Here is a 21229-nt window from a genome sequence, read left to right as displayed (position 1 = left end):
TGTTACACAAAGGTTTGAAAGACAGCGCTACCCTAATTGAGCTAAATTCAAGTGACAACTGAATAGCCACCAAAATTCTAGACACACATAACCATCTTTCGATGGGCCTTTTCATAATCTAATGGAGAACGTTGTCCATTGGAACCATGTCTTCGTTTTGAGTTACAAAACATTTCAATATATTCAAATATATCTGCTCTCGCATCTGATCTCGATACATAAATTCTCTTCTTAATACGTTCTCGCTTTAACAACTGAAAGAAGCTCTCAGCAACAGCATTATCATGGCATGAGCAGTATACTGCGCAAGTGTCTACTCATACTGCATTCCAAATTATGTTGTTTAAGGAATGCTTGCCATTCATGACTAGTGTATTGACTGCCCTGATCAGAGTGGATCAGAACTTTGTTCTGTGGTTTTCTCCGCCATAGCGCCATCAATAGTGCATCTAAAACCAGATCTGTAGTCATTCTCGATTTCATAGACCAGCCAACCACAAGACGCGAAAATAAATCAATCACTACAGCAAGATATAACCAACCTTCATGCGTACGAATATCTTGCGAAGCAGTGCTTCTCATATCAGTCACCCACCGTTGATTAGGCTGAGTTGGATTAAATTGTCGGTCTAAAGTGTTTGCGGAAACAATACTGGGAATACCAGCAGAAGCTCTGGGCTTGCGATAGCCACGCTGTGATTTAAGTCCATCCGCTTTCATCAGCCGATGTACTCGATTAACTCCACAGCCCTCACCAATATCTTTTAAATCACAGTAAATCTTGCGATAGCCATAAACTCCACCAGATTCGAGCCAGAACTGTTTAATGAGACCTGAAAGCTGTTGCCGTTTCTTAGCAGTCTTACTGATGGGTTGCTTTAACCATGCGTAATATCCGCTGTGATGAACATCTAAAGTTGAACACAAACGACGGATCGGCCAGAAAAACTGATTGTCCTGAATAAAGGCATACCTCACCTGGACTGGCTTGCGAAGTACACCGCGGCTTTTTTTAATATGTCTCTTTCTTCTGTGACTCTTTGAAGTTCTTTTTTTAGCTTTGCCAATTCCGCAAGTGGATCACCAGATTCTGTGATTTTAGGCTGTTGAGGATCATAACGTTTAATCCAGGCATAAAGACTATGCGTGGTTGTACCTAAACGTGCGGCAACTTCAGCCACGCTATGACCTTTTTCAGTCACTTGCTTTACTGCTTCAATTTTGAATTCTTCAGGATATCTTTTGCTACTGCTCATAAACACCTCGTTAATTAGCCATTTTATCTAACTAAAGAGTGTCTACAAAATCGGTGGCTATTCACCCTCCTTATTGGGATAATATTCTTACTTGTTGAAATCTTAGATTAGCATTTGAAATCCCACTAAATTTTAATTGATAAATTATAAAATATTACGCAGTTCTCGAGCTGTTTCTTGAAGTAAAGGTAAAATATTTTGAACTAAGTAGTCTTTTGTTGTTCGAACGGTTGGAGAAACAATATTTAATGCAGCAATTACTTTAAACTTATGATCATAAATAGGTACAGCAAGGGCATGTACTCCCAATTCATGTTCCTCACATGAATAACACCAATCATCCTCTTTTATTTCATACAAAAGTTCTAGAAAGAGCTGATTGTCAACAATCGTATATTTAGTCAGTCGTTGCAGAGGGTATTTTTCTAACCATTCTATTTGCTCATGGCGTTCTAAATGTGCTAATAAAATTTTTCCTGCAGAGGTTGCATGTGCAGGTAAACGGTTTCCTAAATGTAGACCGTAGGGATTAACGCGATCTGTTTGCTGATGTGCTGCACTGCGAGCGATCGTAATAGCCTCATATCCATCTAGCACCATAACCGAAAAGATCAAAGATGTCTGATTGGTCAACAAATTGAGTAAAGGTTGAGACATTTTAGGAAGTTGGGCACCCCCAAGATAAGAACCTGAAAATTTTAAAATTTTAGGGGTTAGGTAGAAATAATGACCATCGGATTCTAAATAACCTAAATATTCAAGGGTGAGTAAATGGCGTCGTGCAGCAGCTCGTGTCATGCCTGTTCGTTCTGCGGCCATAGAAATATTTAAACGATGTCGGTCAGTACCAAAGCTGTCCAGAATAGCCATGCCTTTACTGATGCCAGCGACAAAGTCTTCGTGCCGAATATTTTTTTTATTGTCTTGATTGTGCAGCTGCTTTTCGCTGTGTTGTACTGTTTTACTCATACTGAATCTTTCTGCATTTTCTTCCTGTATATCTTTACTATAGCGTGAAACCAGACCGTATTAATCAGATTTTGTGCGATAAATAGATAAAATGTTCGATGATCGAACAAAACATGTAGTTACTATCTAGCCCAAAGTAAAGAAATTATAAAGAATGAACGGACAAGGAAATCAAACTAAAAAACTAGGGAATGTCGTTTTAGCTGAATCATCCTCCAGTACAAGTTGGTTTTCTACGCCTTTTCAAATTTGCATGATGCACAATGGAGTTATCTAATGATAGATAAAAGCGCCGCATCCCTCGCGGAAGTGCTCTCCCAAATCACCGACGGCTCAACCATCATGATTGGTGGTTTTGGTACAGCAGGACAACCTGCTGAACTAATTGATGGCTTAATTCAACTCGGTATTAAAGATCTGACAATTGTCAGCAACAACGCAGGCAATGGCGACTATGGTCTGGCGAAATTACTCAAAGCTGGGGCGGTTAAAAAAGTTATTTGTTCGTTCCCGCGTCAGTCAGATTCTTGGGTTTTCGATGAACTCTATCGCGCAGGCAAAATTGAGTTAGAACTGGTCCCACAAGGCAACTTGGCTTGTCGTATTCAAGCGGCTGGTATGGGCCTAGGTGCAGTATTCACCCCAACTGGCTATGGCACATTATTGGCTGAAGGCAAAGAAACCCGTCACATCGACGGTAAAGATTATGTACTTGAATATCCAATCAAAGCCGACTTTGCTTTGATTAAAGCCCAGCAAGGCGACCGTTGGGGCAATTTGATTTACCGTAAATCTGCACGGAACTTCGGCCCGATTATGGCGATGGCAGCGGGCGTGACCATTGCTCAAGTCTCTGAAGTGTTGGACTTAGGGGTTTTAGACCCAGAGCACATCATCACCTCTGGGATATTTGTTCAACACGTGGTGCAGGTTCAGCCTGAACCTGTTGCTGTGTAATCGGGAGAACATCATGAGCTATCAAAAACTCAGCCGTAACCAAATCGCTGAACGTGTGGCACAAGATATTCCTGATGGGGCTTATGTCAATCTAGGCATTGGCTTGCCGACCAAGATTGCCAGCTATCTCCCTTCAGACAAAGATGTGTTCTTACATTCTGAAAATGGATTGTTGGCTTTTGGTCCACCACCTCAAAAAGGCCAAGAAGATCCTGAACTGATCAACGCAGGTAAAGAATATGTGACCATGCTGCAAGGTGGCAGCTTTTTCCATCACGGTGACTCTTTTGCCATGATGCGGGGTGGGCATTTAGATATTGCAGTCCTTGGTGCCTTTCAAGTGGCAGCGAATGGTGACTTAGCCAATTGGCATACCGGTGCACCAGCTGCGATTCCTGCAGTGGGCGGTGCGATGGACTTAGCCGTTGGTGCTAAGAAAGTCTTTATCACCACGGATCATGTGACCAAAGAAGGTGAACCGAAGATCGTAGCTGAATTGAGCTACCCAGCGACAGGTTTGAAATGTGTAGACCGCATCTACACCGACCTGTGTGTAATTGATGTGACCGCAGACGGTCTTGAAGTCATCGAGAAAGTAGATGGTTTAAGCTTTGCAGAATTACAGGCGATGACGGGTGCCACTTTGGTGGATGCGACGCAGGGATAAATGAACCTCTTCCTAAGCCTCTCCTAAAAGGAGAGGCTTAGGAAGATTCAAAGGGAAATGAAATATGAAAAACACTTATATCATCGATGCCATTCGTACTCCATTTGGTCGTTATGCAGGTGGACTCGCACCAGTACGTGCAGATGACTTGGGTGCAGTGCCGATTCAAGCCCTGATGCGACGCAATCCAAGCGTGGATTGGACGCAAGTTGATGATGTGATCTATGGCTGCGCCAACCAGGCGGGTGAAGATAACCGTAATGTCGGCCGTATGTCAGCATTGCTTGCAGGTTTACCGGTTGAAGTTCCTGCCACGACTGTGAACCGTTTATGTGGTTCATCCCTAGATGCAATTGCCATGGCAGCCCGTGCAATCAAAGCGGGTGAGGCCAATCTGATCATTGCCGGTGGTGTGGAGAGTATGTCCCGTGCACCTTTTGTGATGGGCAAATCAGAAACTGCTTATGGGCGTAACCAAAAGATTGAAGACACCACCATGGGCTGGCGTTTTATTAATCCAAAGCTGAAAGCGATGTATGGTGTGGACACTATGCCGCAAACTGCTGAAAACGTGGCACAACAATTTAATATTGATCGTGCAGATCAAGACCATTTTGCCTTGACAAGTCAACAGCGTACAGCAGTCGCTCAGGCAAAAGGCTTCTTTAAACATGAAATCATCTCCGTGAATATTCCACAGCGTAAAGGTGATCCAATTGTGGTAGATAGCGATGAACATCCACGTGCATCTACCACCTTAGAAGGTTTGGCAAAACTCAAGCCAGTGGTGACAGCAGAGGGCAGCGTCACAGCGGGAAATGCTTCAGGTATCAATGACGGTGCAGCTGCAGTACTGATTGCTTCAGAACAAGCAATTGAACAGTATCAGCTCAAAGCACGTGCCAAAATTATTGCTTCAACGGCAGTGGGTGTAGAACCACGCATCATGGGCTTTGCTCCAGCACCTGCCATTAAAAAGTTATTGAAACAAGCCAATCTGACATTAGAGCAGATGGATGTGATAGAGCTAAATGAAGCTTTTGCAGCACAGGCACTTGCTGTAACACGTGATCTTGGTTTAGCGGATGATACGACACAGGTGAATCCAAACGGTGGCGCAATTGCGATCGGTCATCCATTGGGTGCATCAGGTGCACGTTTGGTCACCACGGCATTAAATCAATTAGAGCAAACCGGTGGGACATATGCCCTATGTTCAATGTGTATTGGTGTCGGTCAAGGCATTGCTTTGATTATTCAGCGCGTTTAAAGCAGATTTAAGGATAGTGATCATGAGCCAGTTATATGCCAGCTTATTTTACCAAAACGAGGTGACTGAAATTTTCAGTGATCGCGCGTTGGTGTCTTACATGATTGAGGCTGAAGTGGCCTTGGCACAAGCTCAGGCTCAGGTCGGCGTCATTCCAGAATCTGCGGCAATTGCAATTTCCCAAGTTGCCCAGACTGCAATTGATCAGATTGATTTTGATGCTTTGGCTGTTGCCACAGGTTTGGCGGGAAATATCGCAATTCCTTTTGTGAAGCAATTGACTGCGATTGTGAAACAAAACGATGAAGAGGCTGCGCGTTATGTGCATTGGGGTGCAACCAGTCAGGACATTTTAGATACAGCTTGTATTTTGCAATGTCGTGCTGCGCTGCAACAGGTTGAGTCATTAATTCATCAATGTTATCGCACTGCATTGACCCAAGCTGAACAGTATCGCTCACAAGTGATGATTGGACGCACCTGGTTGCAGCAAGGTTTACCAATTACTTTGGGGCATAAATTGGCACGCTGGGCTTCGGCATTTCATCGTGATTTGGCCCGTATTGAAGCGATGAAAGCCCGTGTTTTTACTGTGCAATTAGGCGGTGCGGTCGGTTCACTGGCTTCCTTGCAGGCACAAGGTACAGCAGTGGTTCATGCTTATGCAGCCCAGTTGCAGCTTTCTGTACCAGCCTGTACCTGGCATGGTGAGCGGGATCGTATTGTTGAGATTGCGAGTGTTTTAGCCATGGTGACCGGCAGTTTGGGCAAAATGGCGCGTGACTGGTCGTTGATGATGCAAACAGAGATTGCTGAAATCTTTGAACCCACAGCGAAAGGGCGTGGAGGTTCATCGACCATGCCGCATAAACGTAATCCTGTCGCTGCGGCATCCGTTTTGGCGGCGGCCAATCGTGTGCCTGTGTTGATGTCGAGTTTGTACCAGAGCATGGTGCAAGAGCATGAGCGTAGTTTAGGTGGATGGCATGCAGAATGGCTGGCATTGCCTGAAATTTTCCAGCTTTGCGCAGGCGCTTTGGAGCGGACTTTGGACGTTTTACAAGGCATGCAAGTTAATGCTGAGAACATGCAACGCAACTTGGAATGTACCCAAGGCTTGATCATGGCGGAAGCCGTCATGATGGCTTTGGCACCGCATATGGGGCGCTTACAGGCCCATCATCTGGTAGAGGACGCGTGTAAAACAGCCGTTGAAAAAGGTATTCACTTAAAAGAGGTCATTTGCGAACTCGATCAAGTCAAAGCTTATTTTAGCGCAGCTCAGATTTCGGTAATTTTTGAACCAGCGTCCTATCTAGGCAATATTCAAGACCAGATTGATGCGGTTTTGCAGGAAGCAAAGGGAGAGGCAATGTGAATATCACAATGACCAATCGTCAAGACAAACACTTGGCTGTACAAGTGAGCGGACAAGAAGATGCACCTGTAATTGTATTTTCAAATTCATTGGGTACAGATAAAGGCATGTGGCAGCCACAAGTTGCTGCCTTCGAACAACAGTTCAAAGTAGTGACTTATGACACCCGTGGTCACGGTCAAAGCGATGTAATTGAGCAGACCACTGTACAAAATCTCGCAGAAGATGTGATTGATATTCTGAACGGCTTAAACATTGAAAAAGCGCATTTCTGCGGGATTTCAATGGGCGGCATGACCGCTTTGTGGCTTGGTATTCATCATGCAGATCGTTTTCATAGCATAACTGTGGCGAACTCGGCAGCTAAAATTTGGACTGCGGAAGGTTGGAATGCCCGTGCAGATGCCGTAACGGCCAATGGCTTAGCAGATTTGGTGGCGACTACACATGCGCGCTGGTTTAGCGAACAGTTTGATTATCAACATGATGCTTTGGCACAGCGCACCATTCAGTCTTTAGCCACTACGCCAGCGCTGGGATATGCAGAATCTTGTCGAGCATTGGCAAAAGCGGATTTGAGCACCGAAATTCAGCAGATTACAGTTCCGACTTTGATCATCGCTGGAGCATTTGACCCAGTCACTACAGTGGCCGATGGCATCTATATGCAACAACAGATTCAAAACAGTGAATTGACGGTGATAGATGCATCGCATCTTTCCAATATTGAGCAGCCCGAGCATTTTACTCAAACCCTCATTCAGTTTATTGTATTAATTCAATAGTTTAAGAATTTTTAAAAGGACTTTCAGCCCAAGGAGGCAGGTATGGCGTCTCAGGAATACGCTACTCAAAAAACGAGTATAGACGCACAAGCACTGATTAATGATGCACCGATTAGCAAGTATCAGTGGTTGATTGCAATTGTATGTTTTCTCATTGTTTTTGTTGACGGTATTGATACTGCGGCAATGGGTTTTATTGCTCCAGCCTTGGCACAAGACTGGGGGATTGACCGCTCGCAACTGGGTCCAGTCATGAGTGCGGCCTTAGGCGGCATGATTATTGGTGCTTTGGTGTCTGGTCCGACGGCTGACCGCTTTGGACGCAAGATTGTTTTAAGTGTATCGATGCTAATTTTTGGTGGTTTTACTCTTGCATCCGCCTATGCAACTGACCTGAATACCCTGGTGGTACTGCGCTTTTTAACCGGTATTGGTTTGGGTGCAGCGATGCCAAATGCGACTACGCTATTTTCTGAATATTGCCCACAGCGCTCTCGCTCGTTACTCGTGACTTGTATGTTCTGTGGATACAACTTGGGTATGGCAACAGGCGGTTTCATCAGCAGTTGGTTGATCCCAACTTTTGGTTGGCACAGCTTATTTTTATTGGGCGGTTGGTTACCACTGATCTTGATGATTTTGGTTATTTTCTTCCTGCCAGAATCATATCGTTTCTTGATTGTGAAAGGTCGTGACAGCGAAAAAGTCCGCAAAATTCTGACTCGTATTGCACCTGAAAAAATACAAGGTGTCACTGAGTTTCATGTACCCGAAGAAAAAACGGAAGGTGCAGAGAAGAAAGGCGTGTTGGGCATGCTGTTCTCTCAGAAATATGTCAAAGGTACGGTTTTATTGTGGCTGACCTATTTCATGGGTTTGGTGATGATTTATCTGCTCACCAGTTGGTTACCAACCTTAATGCGTGAAACTGGCGCAAGCATGGAACGTGCTGCATTTATCGGTGGTTTGTTCCAGTTTGGTGGTGTACTCAGTGCTTTATTTATTGGCTGGGCAATGGACCGTTTCAACCCGAACCGCATTATTGCAGGCTTCTACTTTGTCGCTGGGATCTTTGCTTTTGCCGTAGGGCAGAGCCTAGCTAACCCGACATTACTTGCCATTTTAGTGCTTTGCGCAGGTGTTGCCATAAATGGTGCACAGTCGGCTATGCCAGCATTGAGTGCTCGTTTTTATCCAACCCAATGCCGTGCAACAGGCGTGGCGTGGATGTCCGGGATTGGCCGTTTCGGTGCGGTATTTGGGGCTTGGATTGGCGCAGTTTTACTGGGGAATGACTGGTCATTTACTGCCATTTTAAGCCTGCTGTTAATTCCTGCAACGGCAGCAGCAGTCGCTATTTTTGTTAAATCACTGGTTGCACATACCGATGCGACTTAATTGAGATTTCTTCCATGAATGATGAACAACGTTATAAACAAGGAATCGCCGTACGCACCGAAGTGCTGGGTGAAAAGCATGTCGGTCGTTCAATTGAGAACTTGAATGATTTCAATGCCGACTTTCAAAATTTTATTAGTCGTTTTGCCTGGGGCGAAGTCTGGTCTAGACCAGGCATGCCACGCCACACCCGTAGCTTAGTCACCATTGCCGTGTTATTGGCACTGGGCCGTGAAGACGAACTGCGTATGCATTTACGTGCTTGTTTTAATAATGGCGTGACCAAGGATGACTTAAAAGAATTGATTTTGCATTGTTCGCTGTATGCCGGTTTACCCGCAGCCAATGCAGCTATGCACATGGCAGAAGAGGTTTTTGCAGATTTGGGCATTGCCCCGCAAAAACTGAGTGAACAGCAGCTCAGCCAAGAACAAACGAATCAAGAGTAATGGAACAAGATTAAGAGGGACGTCACATGTCACAACTTATTTTAGGTGCTTATGCACAACGCAATACCGAAGATCATCCGCCAGCATATGCACCCGGCTATAAAACCAGTGTATTACGCTCGCCAAAAAATGCCTTGATCTCAATTGCAGAAACTTTAACAGAAGTGACTTCACCGCAGTTTAGTGCGGAGCAGTTGGGGCCTAAAGATAATGATTTGATTTTGAACTATGCCAAAGAAGGTTTACCGGTCGGCGAGCGCATTATTGTGCATGGTTATGTGCGTGACCAGTTTGGTCGTCCGGTCAAAAATGCCTTGCTCGAAGTGTGGCAAGCCAATGCTTCAGGTCGTTACCGCCATCCAAATGACCAGTTTATTGGTGCAATGGACCCGAACTTTGGTGGCTGTGGCCGCATGATGACCGATGCCAACGGCTATTTTGTGTTCCGTACCATTAAGCCGGGTCCATACCCTTGGCGTAACCGCATTAATGAATGGCGTCCTGCGCATATCCATTTTTCTTTGCTTGCCGATGGTTGGGCGCAGCGTCTTATTTCACAGTTCTATTTTGAAGGCGATACGCTGATTGATTCGTGTCCGATTATTAAAACCATTCCTTCGGAACAACAACGTCGCGCGCTGATTGCCCTTGAAGACAAGAGCAACTTCATTGAAGCAGACAGCCGTTGTTACCGCTTTGACATCACTTTACGTGGTCGTCGTGCGACTTATTTCGAAAATGATTTGACTTAATTCAGGGAGAACAACATGAACCATTGGAATTTTCAGGAATTGCATGAAACGCCATCTCAAACAGGTGGACCTTATGTACACATTGGTTTGTTGCCACAACAAGCCAACATCGAAGTGTTTGAAAACAATTTTAATAATCAGTTAGTTCAAGAAACAACTTTAGGCGAACGTATTCGCTTAGAAGGTCAAGTGTTTGATGGTCTGGGTTTGCCGTTACGCGATGTGTTAATTGAAATCTGGCAGGCCGATGCCAACGGTGTCTATCCAAGTGCGGCCGATATTCAGGGCAAAGCAGTCGATCCCAATTTCCTCGGTTGGGGCCGTACAGGGGCTGACTTCGAAACTGGTTTTTGGAGTTTCAATACCATTAAACCGGGTGCGGTTCCGGGACGTAAAGGGACAACTCAAGCCCCGCATATTGCACTGATTATCTTTGCACGTGGTATCAACATCGGTTTGAACACCCGCGTCTATTTTGAAGATGAAGCCGAAGCCAATGCACAAGACCCAGTGCTGAAAGGTATTGAGTGGGCACCTCGTCGTCAGACGCTCATTGCCAAGCGTGAAGAACGTGATGGTGAAGTGGTGTATCGCTTTGATATTCGTGTGCAAGGCGAAGACGAAACAGTTTTCTTAGACATCTAATTGTCGGAATTGGCAAGAGCAGCTAGTCCATTATTGCTCTTGTTGAAATGATTCAAGTTTAGGCGTGGTGATGGCATGACCCATTTCATCCATCCTACGTATATTTGCTGCTGACGACAGAAGTCAGGCAATAAGTTTATAAATACAAGGAAATGTAATGATTAAGATTAAAAAAATTGCGATGCAACTTTGCTTAAGCAGTGCTGTTTTAGCGGAAATGCCAGCATTTGCAGCAGAAGCGGTTCAATCAAGTGCGCGACATTATGTGGTGAAAAATCTCAATATTGGTGATTTACCTGTCAAAACCATTGTACCGATTACCGCAAAAACAGCAGAGCAGGCGATTGCCCAAGCGCAAGTGATTGCCAGCAACCCAAACGCAGATGTGGCTGAGTTTCGCATCGACTTACTGGAGTTTTCTGCCGAGAGTAAAAAAGTGATTGCACTGGGTCAGCAGCTGAATCAAATTTTAAAAGACAAACCGTTGATTGCCACCATTCGTACCCATAACGAAGGTGGAAAAATGACGGTGTCCGACCAAGACTATGAAAAGATTTATCATGAATATTTGAAAAAGCCATTTATGCAATTGCTGGATATCGAAATGTTCCGCAATGCTGGAAGTGTAGCGAAATTAACCAAGTTGGCGCATGACAAGAAAGTGTTGGTGATCATGTCGAATCATGATTTTGCCAAAACACCTGAGCAACAGGACATAGAAAACCGCCTACTGAAACAAGATCAGATGGGGGCAGATATTCTTAAAATTGCGGTGATGCCCAAGTCAAAACAAGATGTCTTTACCCTCATGAATGCCACGCTGGCCGTCAGTCAAAAAAGTCAAAAACCACTGCTGACTATGTCGATGGGACAGTTGGGTACAATTTCGCGTGTCGCGACTGCCAATATGGGCGGCAGTTTGAGTTTCGGCATGATTGGGGAAGCCTCTGCGCCGGGTCAAATTGATGTAACCCAACTCAAACAGTTGCTGAAAACAGTACAACCGACCCCTTAATGCACTGTGTTATTGATCTTCAAGTATAGAAAAGGATTTTAAATATGAAACCATCAACCTTACGTTTAACCACATTAGTTTTGAGTTTAGCGGCATCAGGTTTTGCCAGTGCAGAAACATATATTGTGGATCGCTATCAAGACGATAGTACAAATGGTTCACTGCGTTGGGCGATTGAACAATCCAATAGCAATGCGATGCAAGAAAATGAAATTCAAATCCAGGCTGTGGGTAAAGCACCCTATGCGATTAAACTGAATCAACCTTTACCGCCGATTAAGTCCTCAGTGAAGATCATTGGGGCGCAATGGGACAAAACGGGCGAGTTTATTGCGATTGATGGTTCAAACTATATTAAAGGCGAGGGGGCTAAAGCATGTCCGGGGGCAAACCCTGAACAGTATGGCACCAATGTCCGTACCACGACTTTACCTGGTCTCGTTTTGCAAGATGTGAATGGTGTGACTTTAAAAGGACTCGATATTCGTCGTTTCTGTATTGGCGTTTTGGTGAACCGTTCAAGCAATAACTTGATTCAACATAACCGCATTAGTAATAACTATGGTGGTTCGGGCGTAATGCTGACCGGTGATGATGGCAAGGGCAATCCGACCTCAACCACCACCAATAATAATAAAGTTCTGAACAATCTGTTTGTGGATAACGGTGATGGTCTTGAGCTCACCCGTGGTGCAGCATTTAACCTTGTGGCCAACAACCTGTTTACTTCAACTAAAGCCAATCCAGAACCGTCGCAAGGTATCGAAATCTTGTGGGGCAATGACAATGCTGTAGTAGGAAACAAATTTGAAAACTACTCTGATGGTTTACAAATCAATTGGGGCAAGCGCAATTACATCGCCTATAACGAACTGACCAATAACTCGATTGGTTTTAACCTTACGGGTGATGGCAACATTTTTGACAGCAACAAAGTTCATGGTAACCGTTTAGGAATAGCCATTCGTTCAGAAAAAGATGCCAATGCACGTACGACTTTGACCAAAAATTTAATTTGGAATAACGCTAAAGATATTAAACGCTGTGAAGCGGGCGGTTCATGTGTACCCAATCAGCGTTTAGGGGCAATTGTGTTTTCCGTGCCTGCGCTTGAACATGCAGATTTTGTCGGTTCTCGTGGTGGTGGCGTAGTGATTGAAGATGCCAAATTGCAAAAAACCTGCACTCAACCAAACCAGCAAGGCTGTAATGCCATGCCAAACCAAAACATCCAAGCGCCACGTTTAAGCTATAGCAAAGGCCAAGTCATGGCTCAAGTCCAGGCACAACCAAACCAGCGTTATCAGGTTGAGTTCTTTGCCAACCATCAGGCGAATGGTCAAGAAGCTGAGCAGTATTTAGGTACGCAAGTTGTAACGACCAATGCACAAGGTAAAGCTCAGGCGATTTTGAAGGCAGCCAGTGGTATTGCCAATGTGACTGCCACTGTCACAGACCATTTGGGCGCGACCTCTGAATTGAGTTCAGCCGTTCGAGTGAAGTGATAAAAACTGCATGGGAAGCTCACATTTAGAGCTTTCCTCACAAAAAAGGATGTTTGGTTATGCAAGAACAGTTATTAAAACCACCTATTTTAAAACTTGTCACATTGTCATTGGCATTATTAGGTTGCCAATTGGCTTCAGCCAATGAATTTTATTCGGCAGATCGTCAATGGTTATTCGGTGATTGGAACGGTGAACGGAAGCAACTGGAAGATCAAGGTTATAAATTTACTGCTTCGATTATGAGCCAGTCAGCCACTAATCTGGCTGGCGGTTATAACGAAGACAAAAGTTTTGACAATGCTGCACAGTTGACCTTAGGTGCCAATTTTGATTTAAACAAAATTACAGGTTGGGAAAATACCACAGCAGGCTTAATGATTACCAAGCGAGATGGTAACGCCTTAACGCTTGAACGCATTAAAGATCCACGTGCCAGCACTTTGGGTAACAGCCAGGAAATTTATGGTCGTGGCAAAATCTGGCGCTTAACCCAAGCATGGATCAAAACAGGATTTGATGACAACCGTGTCCAGTTCAAGATTGGTCGGATGGGCATGTCCGATGACTTTAACAGCTCACAATGTGAATTTCAGAACTTACTATTGTGTGGTGGACAGCTTGGAAAATCCATCGGTTCGATTTGGTATAACTGGCCTGTCGGCTTATGGGGAACAAACCTCAAATATCAATTTGCACCGGATTGGTCGCTAGGTGTAGGGGTCTATGAAGTCAATCCAGACAATGTCAAAACAGACTCGGATCGTGATGGCTTTAACCTCGATATGGACAATGTTGAAGGAGCCACGATTCCGGTTGAACTGGCATGGAAGCCTAAACTTGCCACATTTAACGCTTTACCGGGCGAATATAAAGTAGGTGCATTGTATTCCACAGCAGAAGCTAATGATGTGGGTACATCAGGAGAAATCCATGATGGCAAATATAGTTTCTGGTTGAATGCTCAACAACAACTGACCCAACGCGGGTCTGATTCTAAACGTGGTTTATATATTAGTTTTAATGGGGTCATCAATGACCGAGACACGACCGCTGTAGAAAGCACACAACAGCTGGCACTTTGGTATAAAGGCCCTTTTGACAGTCGCCCCAATGATTCGATTGGCTTGGGTTTAGCCAATTATGTCGTGAATGATCGTGCGACAGACAAGCAAATCGCCACCAACGAAGGGCGTGGTTATTACAGTTACGATGCTGTTGCGAGTGACTATGTCCCGATTCAACGTGATGAACTTAATGTAGAACTCAATTACACCTACCAATGGTCGCCTGCGGTGATGCTCAGACCCAACCTGCAATATATCTACCAACCTTCTGGCGTGAAGGAGGTTGATGATGCTTGGGTGGCTGGACTTAGCGTCAAGGTGAATTTTTAATCGTATATAAAGTGAAAAGAGTGTTTAAATTTTAGGCAATGCGGTCGCCAGATTTAAACACTCTTTTTCGTTGCTGAAGCAATTCAATTGCGAAGGCTCAAAAGTTTAGATGTGATGTGAATGATCCTCAGAATGCAGCAGAAGTGATCATTCAAAACACAGCATTTGGAGTAAAAAGTATGTCCGAAGCGCAATCTCAACCCATATTTAAAATATGGTGTTTTATATTAGGTTTGGCTTTATTGCTAACCGGCCTATTTTATTTAATGGGTGGCGTGAAGCTCATTAGTTTAGGCGGCTCTTGGTACTTCTTTATTGCAGGCTTATTGATCATCGTTTCATCGATTTTCATTTTTAGAAAAAAAGCCCTTGGGGTTGGATTATTCAGTTTAGTCTTTGTAGGCACTGTCATTTGGGCATTGATTGATACTGGCCTGGAATTTTGGCCACTGCATTCACGTTTAATGTTCCCAGCAGGTTTATTTGCTGCCGTGTTATTCACCTTGCCCTCTATTCGTAAATATCAGCAACAAATTGCAATGTCTGCACCTGCTTATGTTGTAGGTGGACTGACTGTCCTAGGCATGTTGGGTGGTATGTACGGTATGTTTATTCCACATCCAACAGTGGAGGCTTCTGGTCAGGAATTACCGCTTGTACCAGTGACACCAAATAAACAACAGGTCAATTGGGATCACTATGGTGGTGATACAGGTGGTAGCCGTTTTGCCGCACTTGATCAAATTAACCGTAATAACGTATCTAAACTCAAGGAAGCTTGGCGTTTCCGGACGGGAGATATGACCACAGGTTCGGGTAATGGTGCAGAAGATCAAATGACGCCATTGCAGGTCGGTAATAAAGTCTTTTTATGTACCCCGCATAACAACATGATTGCTCTGGATGCAGACTCAGGTAAACAAATATGGAAAGCCGAAGTTAACTCTAAAGCCGATGCTTGGGAGCGATGCCGTGGCGTTGCTTATTTCGATTCGACGCAAGCCTTGGTACAGCCAACATTGGCCGGTGCAAACGCAGTCACTGCTGTGGCAACCAATACCGCATGTCCACGTCGTGTTTATACCAACACACCTGATGGTCGTTTAATTGCAGTCAATGCCGATACAGGGGAGCGTTGTAAAGACTTCGGTGTCGATGGGACGGTGAATTTGCTTGAAGGCTTAGGTGACGGCACCAAAGCACCGCGTTTTGAAGTCACTTCAGCACCAACCATTGCAGGTACGTCAATCGTCATTGGCAGCCGTATTGCCGATAACGTAGGTGCAGACATGCCAGGTGGTGTAATTCGTGCATACGATGTTATTACAGGTCAGTTGCGTTGGGCCTTCGATCCACGTAATGCAAATCCGAACTATGTACTTAAACCGGGTGAAACCTATAAGCGTAGTTCAGCCAACTCATGGGCTGCAATGTCTTATGACCCACAAATGAATACCGTGTTTTTACCGATGGGAAGTTCTTCGGTCGACCTTTGGGGAGCAAACCGTCAGCCATTGGATCATAAATACAATACTTCGGTATTGGCACTAGATGCGACTACAGGTAAAGAAAAGTGGGTCTATCAGACAGTACATAATGATTTATGGGATTTTGATTTACCGATGCAACCAAGTTTGGTGGATTTCCCACTGAAAGATGGTTCGACTAAGCCCGCCGTTGTGATTGGCACCAAGTCAGGTCAGTTCTTTGTACTAGACCGTCTTACTGGTAAACCTTTGACCAAAGTCATTGAGCAACCTGTAAAAGCTGCTGATATTCCTGATGAGCAATACAGCGCAACTCAGCCACGTTCAGTTGAAATGCCGCAGATTGGTAATCAAACTTTGACCGAATCGGACATGTGGGGCGCAACACCATTTGATCAGTTGATGTGTCGTATTAATTTTAAATCGATGCGTTATGAAGGCCTCTTTACTGCACCAGGGACTGATGTTTCATTGAGCTTCCCAGGTTCACTGGGCGGTATGAACTGGGGTTCAATTGCATTTGACCCAACTCATCGTTATATGTTTGTGAATGACATGCGTCTAGGACTTTGGATTCAGTTAATTAAGCAAACGCCTGAAGATTTGGCCATTCAAGCCAATGGCGGTGAGAAAGTGAATACAGGTATGGGTGCTGTGCCAATGAAAGATACGCCATACAAAGTAAACAAAAACCGTTTCTGGTCAGCGTTAAGTATTCCTTGTCAAAAACCACCTTTTGGTACCATGACCGCAATTGATATGAAAACTCGTCAAATTGCATGGCAGGTTCCTTTGGGTACAGTCAAAGATACAGGTCCAATGGGTATTAAAATGGGCTTGAAAGTACCGATTGGTATGCCAACTATTGGTGGTCCAATGGCAACACAGGGTGGTTTAGTGTTCTTTGCAGCAACGCAGGATTATTACTTACGTGCATTTAACTCTTCAAATGGTGAAGAGCTATGGAAAGCGCGTTTACCTGTGGGTAGCCAAGGTACACCAATCAGCTATATTTCACCAAAAACAGGCAAGCAATATGTGGTTATTTCCGCAGGTGGGGCACGTCAATCGCCTGATCATGGAGATTATGTGATTGCATATAGTTTAGCTGATTAAAACATTTTATCGTATGGGGAACCTGTTGAGAGGCTAGGTTTCCCATTTTTTGATAATAACAAGCAAGGAAGTATTTGATCCTAGACAGTATTGTGGACAACCGATCCCTCTAAATTCTTAAAATATTTCTGTTCAAAAGCTTCTGGGCTTAACCAACCATTTGCAGAATGCCTTCTGACCCGATTGTAATAAATCTCAATATAGTCAAACAAGACAGCATTCGCCTCTTTTCGAGTGGCAAACACACTGTCATGTACCACATGACCTTTCAATGTATGAAAAAAGCTTTCGGTCACTGCATTATCCCAACAGTTCCCTCTGCGTGACATGCTTTGAATACAGTTATTCGTTAATAATAGCGTTCTAAAATCACGACTACAGTACTGTGAGCCTGAGAAGCACTGCTTCGCAAGTGAATGTACCATGACACCCGTTGGATACCCCTGACGAGCCATTGCATAATGAAACGCATCACACACCAATTGACAGTCTATTCGATGGCTGGTTTGCCACCCCACAATACGACGACTAAATAGATCCATCATCACACATAAATACAGCCAACCTTGCTTGGTACGGATATAGGTAATATCCGTTGTCCAAACCTTGTTAGGCTGAATGACTGTAAATTGACGCTCTAACAGATTGGGTGCTGTAGGCAAACGATGGTTTGAATCAGTCGTATGCTTGTATTTACGCGCAATCCTGCTGCGTAAACCCAGCTTTTTCAGCATTCTTCCAACAGTGCGTTCACTCATGCTGTAACCTAAATCATGCATGTCATGTACCAATGAAGGTGCACCCAATCGTGCATGATGCTGCCAATATACGGCTTTTAAATCATTATATTTCTGCGCTGTATTGGCCTGGCGTTTTCGCCAGGCATAATAGCCTGAAGTGCTGACACCCAGGCATTTACAGACAGAAGATACAGTGACTCTATTCACAGCTAGATCTTAAATTACCGTGTACTTTTCTTGGCATGATCTGTCAGAAAGTACACATGCGCTTTTTTTAAGATGTCATTGGCTTCCCTGAGCTGTTTGACTTATTTCTCTAATTCCAAGATCCGCTGTTGTTCTGGTGAAAGTTGACGTTTGCTTGAACCTGCTGGATGGGTTTCACGAATCCATTTATCTAATGTTGCATAACCCACACCTAATTTCTGGGCGACTGCAGCTACAGACTCGTGTGAGTTTGAAAGTGCATAATCAATTGCTTGCTGTTTAAATTCAGGACTAAAACGTTTGGCCATTTCCTTGCATAGCAGTGCTACTCACTCCAAAGTTAACGTTACGTTATCTTTAGAGGGAAGTGCTGTCCATTATTTTGGCTAGGATCAAGTTCTAATACGAAATAAAATAGCTTCAATGAAATTTCTTAAATTTGATTTGAGATAAATATTAAAGTGACGGAAAATGGAAAGTAACTTAGACCAGTGTTGATCCTTCAGCATTGTACGAGGCATAGCGAGAGTAGAATTAGGTTTGGCGATTTGATTTTACTATCTCGCTATTTTTTATACAGTAAATGTCAACAGACCCTAATAAAATATTTATAATTAATTTACTAAAATATTTTTTAAAAAGATATGTAGGTTGTAGAGTGATGACTAGTAAGAAAAATAAATTTATAGATGATAATTACATATATTTATATAAACATGTTGATGCTTCGGATGGTTCATTATGTATTTTATCAGAAGGAACACTAAAATTTAATAAACCTGAAAATTTTAATGATCCTTTTGATTGCTTCTTTAGTTTAGATCAAAGCTTTTATCCAAAAGCTTCTGAGTTAAAGAAATTAGATGTTAATTATGCGAATTTACCTGCAGCAAAAAGAATTTTACATGTTCAAAAAGTAAGAAATAAGCTAAGCAGTAATCCAAATATATTACCAATAATTACAGATATTCAAAATAAAGCTTTCATTTGTTGTTTAAACCAAAATCCTTTAAGCCATCTCATGTGGTCTCATTATGCACAATTTCACCAAGGTTTCATGATTGAATTTAAAATTCCATATAACAAATTTGATGTGTTAAAAAAATTCAATTTTGTGCCAACTGCTGTTGAATATACTGAAAATTTCCCAGTATTAGATAGGAGTGATTTAAAAAATGATGACACAATGACTAAAGTTTTTTTAAAAAAGTCAGAAGAATGGAGTTACGAAAAAGAATATAGGGTAGTTAGGTATGGGCAATATGAGAGTTTATTTCAAAATTATCCACGAGATATAGTTCTGTCTTCTGTGATAAGTGGTCTAAAGACCAATGATGAATTTTATAAAAAACTACAAAATATTCTTTCTCAGATTTTTAACCAAACTGGTAATGTAATTCAATTATATAAAGCAGAAAAAATATTAGGAAAATATGAAATAACTGTTCCTAATCATCCTCGGTTAGATATTTTGAAAACACCTAAAAAAAGCAAAAACAATCCTTTCAAAAGTACTACTTAAAATAGGATTTCATTTTGGCGCATAAATTGCTTATCGCTGTTATAGAAAATTGACAAATTGATATAACACATTAGGGATTTAACGTGACCACGACTTATTTACGCGGCCAAGAACTGATTGATGACATTCGCAGCGCGCCCTATTCACGTGACCTGATTGGCTACCACGGCGAACCTCCCAAAGTCGAGTGGCCAAATGGGGCACGTGTTGCAGTTCAATTTGTACTGAACTATGAAGAAGGTGGGGAAAACCACGTTGAACATGGTGATGCAGGTTCGGAACAGTTTTTATCTGACATCATCGGGGCAGCAAGCTTTCCAGACAAACACATGTCCATGGATTCGATGTACGAATACGGTTCACGTGCTGGCTTTTGGCGCATTCATAATGAGTTTCAAAAACGAAATTTACCCATGACCATTTTTGGTGTGGGCATGGCATTAGTGCGCAATCCCTATATTGTCGAAGCGATTAAAGAAGCCAATTACGATGTGGTTTCACATGGACAGCGCTGGCTGCATTATCAGAACATGCCGATTGAGCTTGAACGCCAATATATGGATCAGGCGATTAGCATATTGGAAACCTTGTTTGGTAAAGCACCAATCGGCTGGTATACCGGTCGCGACAGTCCAAACACCCGTCAGTTACTGGCTGAATTTCCGCAGATTCAATATGACTGTGATAACTATGCAGATGACTTGCCATTTTGGAGCACATTGACCAATCAGGCAGGTGAAACACGCCCGCATTTGATCATTCCATATACTTTAGATAACAATGACATGAAATTTACTTCACCGGGCGGCTTTAACAGTGGGGAACAGTTCTATCAATATTTAAAAGATGCCTTTGATGTGCTCTATGCCGAAGGGGGAACTGCACCGAAAATGCTGTCGATTGGCATGCATTGCCGTATTTTAGGGCGACCGGGACGTTTCAAAGCGCTACAAAAGTTCCTCGACTATATTCAAAGTCATGACAAGATCTGGATTTGCCGACGTGGGGATATTGCCGAACACTGGTATAAACACCACGCGCCGTAATTGTATGAGAGCAATAAAGTATCATACTGAGTAATAGTGTTTAATATTCTATTATCCATAACTTTTTTAATTCTACAAAAAAACCACTTTGCAGTGGTTTTTTAAATTAATTTGATATATCTATTTGATATCAAATATAAGATTTTCTTTATCATATTTAGCAGAATATGCTACTACAGACTCAGAATGAAGTTTTTTATCTTTGTCCGTATAATTAATACTTATTGAATCCTCAGTATCTGAATACTGTATTTGATATTTATATGAAGCATTCGGTGCTAAATCACCAATAACATCTACTCTTTTTGATGTTTTATACTTAAAATTAACATTATAAACGGGACTATCAGTTTTGTTATTCACGGTGATAGTTCCATTATCTTTTTCCATAGGTGAGCAAGCCACTATAAATATACTCACCACACCTAATAAAATACCTTTATTAAAAGTCATAGACTGATGTGTGCTGAGAAAACAGGAGGTTTTAACTTGGTAAACTATAGACACTCATCAGGAGTTTACCATGAGCAAGAAACAGAAGACTTACACCGCAGAATTTAAAGTTGAAGCAATAAAATTGATTGAAGCCAATCAAGGCAATGTATCGGAAACAGCCAGACAACTTGGCATTTCAATGCAAACTCTTTCAAATTGGAATAATAAAGCAA

18 protein-coding genes and 3 pseudogenes are annotated in these 21229 nt (G+C 43.0%); 16 read left to right on the top strand and 5 right to left on the bottom strand.

Translation table 11 applies throughout. The annotated features are described in order from the left end of the window. Positions 1–77: 77 nt before the first annotated feature. Together E0H81_RS13110 and pcaU are read right to left on the bottom strand one after the other, a co-directional pair. Positions 78–1256: pseudogene (locus tag E0H81_RS13110) on the bottom strand (IS3 family transposase). A gap of 144 nt (positions 1257–1400) precedes the next feature. Beyond that, the gene (gene pcaU / locus E0H81_RS13105) at positions 1401–2225 is read right to left on the bottom strand and encodes an IclR family transcriptional regulator PcaU (protein ID WP_100355955.1); all 825 of its coding nucleotides are present in this window, start codon (positions 2223–2225) and stop codon (positions 1401–1403) included. Between the two features lie 276 nt (positions 2226–2501). Between pcaU and E0H81_RS13100 the strand changes: the two genes are divergently transcribed. From E0H81_RS13100 to E0H81_RS13040, 13 genes are all read left to right on the top strand, one after another. Beyond that, positions 2502–3182, top strand: coding sequence for a 3-oxoacid CoA-transferase subunit A (locus E0H81_RS13100; protein WP_131319501.1), 681 nt, complete (start codon positions 2502–2504; stop codon positions 3180–3182). A gap of 13 nt (positions 3183–3195) precedes the next feature. After that, positions 3196–3849: a 3-oxoacid CoA-transferase subunit B gene (locus E0H81_RS13095; protein WP_131319499.1), complete on the top strand. Its 654-nt coding sequence runs from the start codon at positions 3196–3198 to the stop codon at positions 3847–3849. Between the two features lie 64 nt (positions 3850–3913). Continuing rightward, on the top strand, positions 3914–5119 hold the full coding sequence (pcaF, locus tag E0H81_RS13090) for a 3-oxoadipyl-CoA thiolase (protein WP_131319497.1): 1206 nt from the start codon (positions 3914–3916) through the stop codon (positions 5117–5119). Between the two features lie 22 nt (positions 5120–5141). After that, the gene (gene pcaB, locus E0H81_RS13085; protein WP_131319495.1) at positions 5142–6497 is read left to right on the top strand and encodes a 3-carboxy-cis,cis-muconate cycloisomerase; all 1356 of its coding nucleotides are present in this window, start codon (positions 5142–5144) and stop codon (positions 6495–6497) included. Between the two features lie 8 nt (positions 6498–6505). Continuing rightward, on the top strand, positions 6506–7282 hold the full coding sequence (pcaD, locus tag E0H81_RS13080; protein ID WP_165492631.1) for a 3-oxoadipate enol-lactonase: 777 nt from the start codon (positions 6506–6508) through the stop codon (positions 7280–7282). Between the two features lie 42 nt (positions 7283–7324). Continuing rightward, positions 7325–8680, top strand: a complete 1356-nt coding sequence (gene pcaK / locus E0H81_RS13075; protein WP_131319491.1) for a 4-hydroxybenzoate transporter PcaK — start codon at positions 7325–7327, stop codon at positions 8678–8680. 14 nt (positions 8681–8694) lie between these two features. Further along, complete coding sequence (gene pcaC / locus E0H81_RS13070; protein ID WP_131319489.1) at positions 8695–9129, top strand: 4-carboxymuconolactone decarboxylase; 435 nt, start codon at positions 8695–8697, stop codon at positions 9127–9129. Positions 9130–9155: 26 nt separating this feature from the next. Further along, the gene (gene pcaH / locus E0H81_RS13065; protein ID WP_131217874.1) at positions 9156–9881 is read left to right on the top strand and encodes a protocatechuate 3,4-dioxygenase subunit beta; all 726 of its coding nucleotides are present in this window, start codon (positions 9156–9158) and stop codon (positions 9879–9881) included. 15 nt (positions 9882–9896) lie between these two features. Continuing rightward, positions 9897–10526, top strand: coding sequence for a protocatechuate 3,4-dioxygenase subunit alpha (gene pcaG / locus E0H81_RS13060; protein ID WP_131319487.1), 630 nt, complete (start codon positions 9897–9899; stop codon positions 10524–10526). Positions 10527–10683: 157 nt separating this feature from the next. Then, complete coding sequence (aroD, locus tag E0H81_RS13055) at positions 10684–11541, top strand: type I 3-dehydroquinate dehydratase (RefSeq protein ID WP_131319485.1); 858 nt, start codon at positions 10684–10686, stop codon at positions 11539–11541. Between the two features lie 44 nt (positions 11542–11585). Further along, a complete protein-coding gene (locus tag E0H81_RS13050) occupies positions 11586–13046 on the top strand; it encodes a NosD domain-containing protein (RefSeq protein WP_131319483.1) in 1461 nt (486 codons plus the stop codon). Between the two features lie 59 nt (positions 13047–13105). Then, positions 13106–14443 carry a carbohydrate porin gene (locus tag E0H81_RS13045; protein ID WP_131319481.1) on the top strand — a complete coding sequence of 446 codons (1338 nt, stop codon included), beginning with the start codon at positions 13106–13108 and terminating at the stop codon, positions 14441–14443. Between the two features lie 179 nt (positions 14444–14622). Further along, entirely contained in the window at positions 14623–17046 is a 2424-nt protein-coding gene (locus E0H81_RS13040; RefSeq protein WP_131319528.1) for a glucose/quinate/shikimate family membrane-bound PQQ-dependent dehydrogenase, read from the top strand. A gap of 80 nt (positions 17047–17126) precedes the next feature. Here the strand turns inward: E0H81_RS13040 and E0H81_RS13035 are convergent. Together E0H81_RS13035 and E0H81_RS13030 are read right to left on the bottom strand one after the other, a co-directional pair. Then, positions 17127–18301: pseudogene (locus E0H81_RS13035) on the bottom strand (IS3 family transposase). Positions 18302–18388: 87 nt separating this feature from the next. Then, positions 18389–18514 (bottom strand): annotated as a pseudogene (locus tag E0H81_RS13030) (IS5/IS1182 family transposase); the annotation flags it as partial. 140 nt (positions 18515–18654) lie between these two features. On the opposite strand from E0H81_RS13030, the gene E0H81_RS13025 reads away from it, so the two are divergent. Further along, entirely contained in the window at positions 18655–19515 is an 861-nt protein-coding gene (locus E0H81_RS13025) for a DUF2971 domain-containing protein (RefSeq protein ID WP_165492630.1), read from the top strand. 83 nt (positions 19516–19598) lie between these two features. Continuing rightward, positions 19599–20561, top strand: coding sequence for an allantoinase PuuE (gene puuE, locus E0H81_RS13020; RefSeq protein WP_131319477.1), 963 nt, complete (start codon positions 19599–19601; stop codon positions 20559–20561). Positions 20562–20681: 120 nt separating this feature from the next. Here the strand turns inward: puuE and E0H81_RS13015 are convergent, their stop codons facing one another. Next, positions 20682–21014 carry a hypothetical protein gene (locus E0H81_RS13015; RefSeq protein WP_131319475.1) on the bottom strand — a complete coding sequence of 111 codons (333 nt, stop codon included), beginning with the start codon at positions 21012–21014 and terminating at the stop codon, positions 20682–20684. A 70-nt stretch (positions 21015–21084) separates the two neighbouring features. Between E0H81_RS13015 and E0H81_RS13010 the strand changes: the two genes are divergently transcribed. Then, positions 21085–21229: transposase (locus E0H81_RS13010; RefSeq protein WP_165492629.1), on the top strand; the 145-nt coding region annotated here is incomplete at its 3' end.

The sequence above is a fragment of the Acinetobacter terrestris genome, assembly GCF_004331155.1.
GTDB classification, from domain to species: domain Bacteria; phylum Pseudomonadota; class Gammaproteobacteria; order Pseudomonadales; family Moraxellaceae; genus Acinetobacter; species Acinetobacter terrestris.
This window is presented reverse-complemented; position numbering and strand designations above follow the sequence as displayed.

Bases quoted from the DNA above. Each gene is read 5' to 3' on its own strand.
- E0H81_RS13095 (WP_131319499.1), top strand. From the start codon at position 3,196: ATGAGCTATCAAAAACTCAGCCGTAACCAAATCGCTGAACGTGTGGCA.
- E0H81_RS13040 (WP_131319528.1), top strand. From the start codon at position 14,623: ATGTCCGAAGCGCAATCTCAACCCATATTTAAAATATGGTGTTTTATA.
- E0H81_RS13015 (WP_131319475.1), bottom strand. From the start codon at position 21,014: ATGACTTTTAATAAAGGTATTTTATTAGGTGTGGTGAGTATATTTATA.
- pcaB (WP_131319495.1), top strand. From the start codon at position 5,142: ATGAGCCAGTTATATGCCAGCTTATTTTACCAAAACGAGGTGACTGAA.
- E0H81_RS13045 (WP_131319481.1), top strand. From the start codon at position 13,106: ATGCAAGAACAGTTATTAAAACCACCTATTTTAAAACTTGTCACATTG.
- pcaH (WP_131217874.1), top strand. From the start codon at position 9,156: ATGTCACAACTTATTTTAGGTGCTTATGCACAACGCAATACCGAAGAT.
- pcaC (WP_131319489.1), top strand. From the start codon at position 8,695: ATGAATGATGAACAACGTTATAAACAAGGAATCGCCGTACGCACCGAA.
- pcaG (WP_131319487.1), top strand. From the start codon at position 9,897: ATGAACCATTGGAATTTTCAGGAATTGCATGAAACGCCATCTCAAACA.
- pcaD (WP_165492631.1), top strand. From the start codon at position 6,506: ATGACCAATCGTCAAGACAAACACTTGGCTGTACAAGTGAGCGGACAA.
- E0H81_RS13025 (WP_165492630.1), top strand. From the start codon at position 18,655: ATGACTAGTAAGAAAAATAAATTTATAGATGATAATTACATATATTTA.
- pcaK (WP_131319491.1), top strand. From the start codon at position 7,325: ATGGCGTCTCAGGAATACGCTACTCAAAAAACGAGTATAGACGCACAA.
- aroD (WP_131319485.1), top strand. From the start codon at position 10,684: ATGATTAAGATTAAAAAAATTGCGATGCAACTTTGCTTAAGCAGTGCT.
- E0H81_RS13100 (WP_131319501.1), top strand. From the start codon at position 2,502: ATGATAGATAAAAGCGCCGCATCCCTCGCGGAAGTGCTCTCCCAAATC.
- pcaF (WP_131319497.1), top strand. From the start codon at position 3,914: ATGAAAAACACTTATATCATCGATGCCATTCGTACTCCATTTGGTCGT.
- E0H81_RS13050 (WP_131319483.1), top strand. From the start codon at position 11,586: ATGAAACCATCAACCTTACGTTTAACCACATTAGTTTTGAGTTTAGCG.
- pcaU (WP_100355955.1), bottom strand. From the start codon at position 2,225: ATGAGTAAAACAGTACAACACAGCGAAAAGCAGCTGCACAATCAAGAC.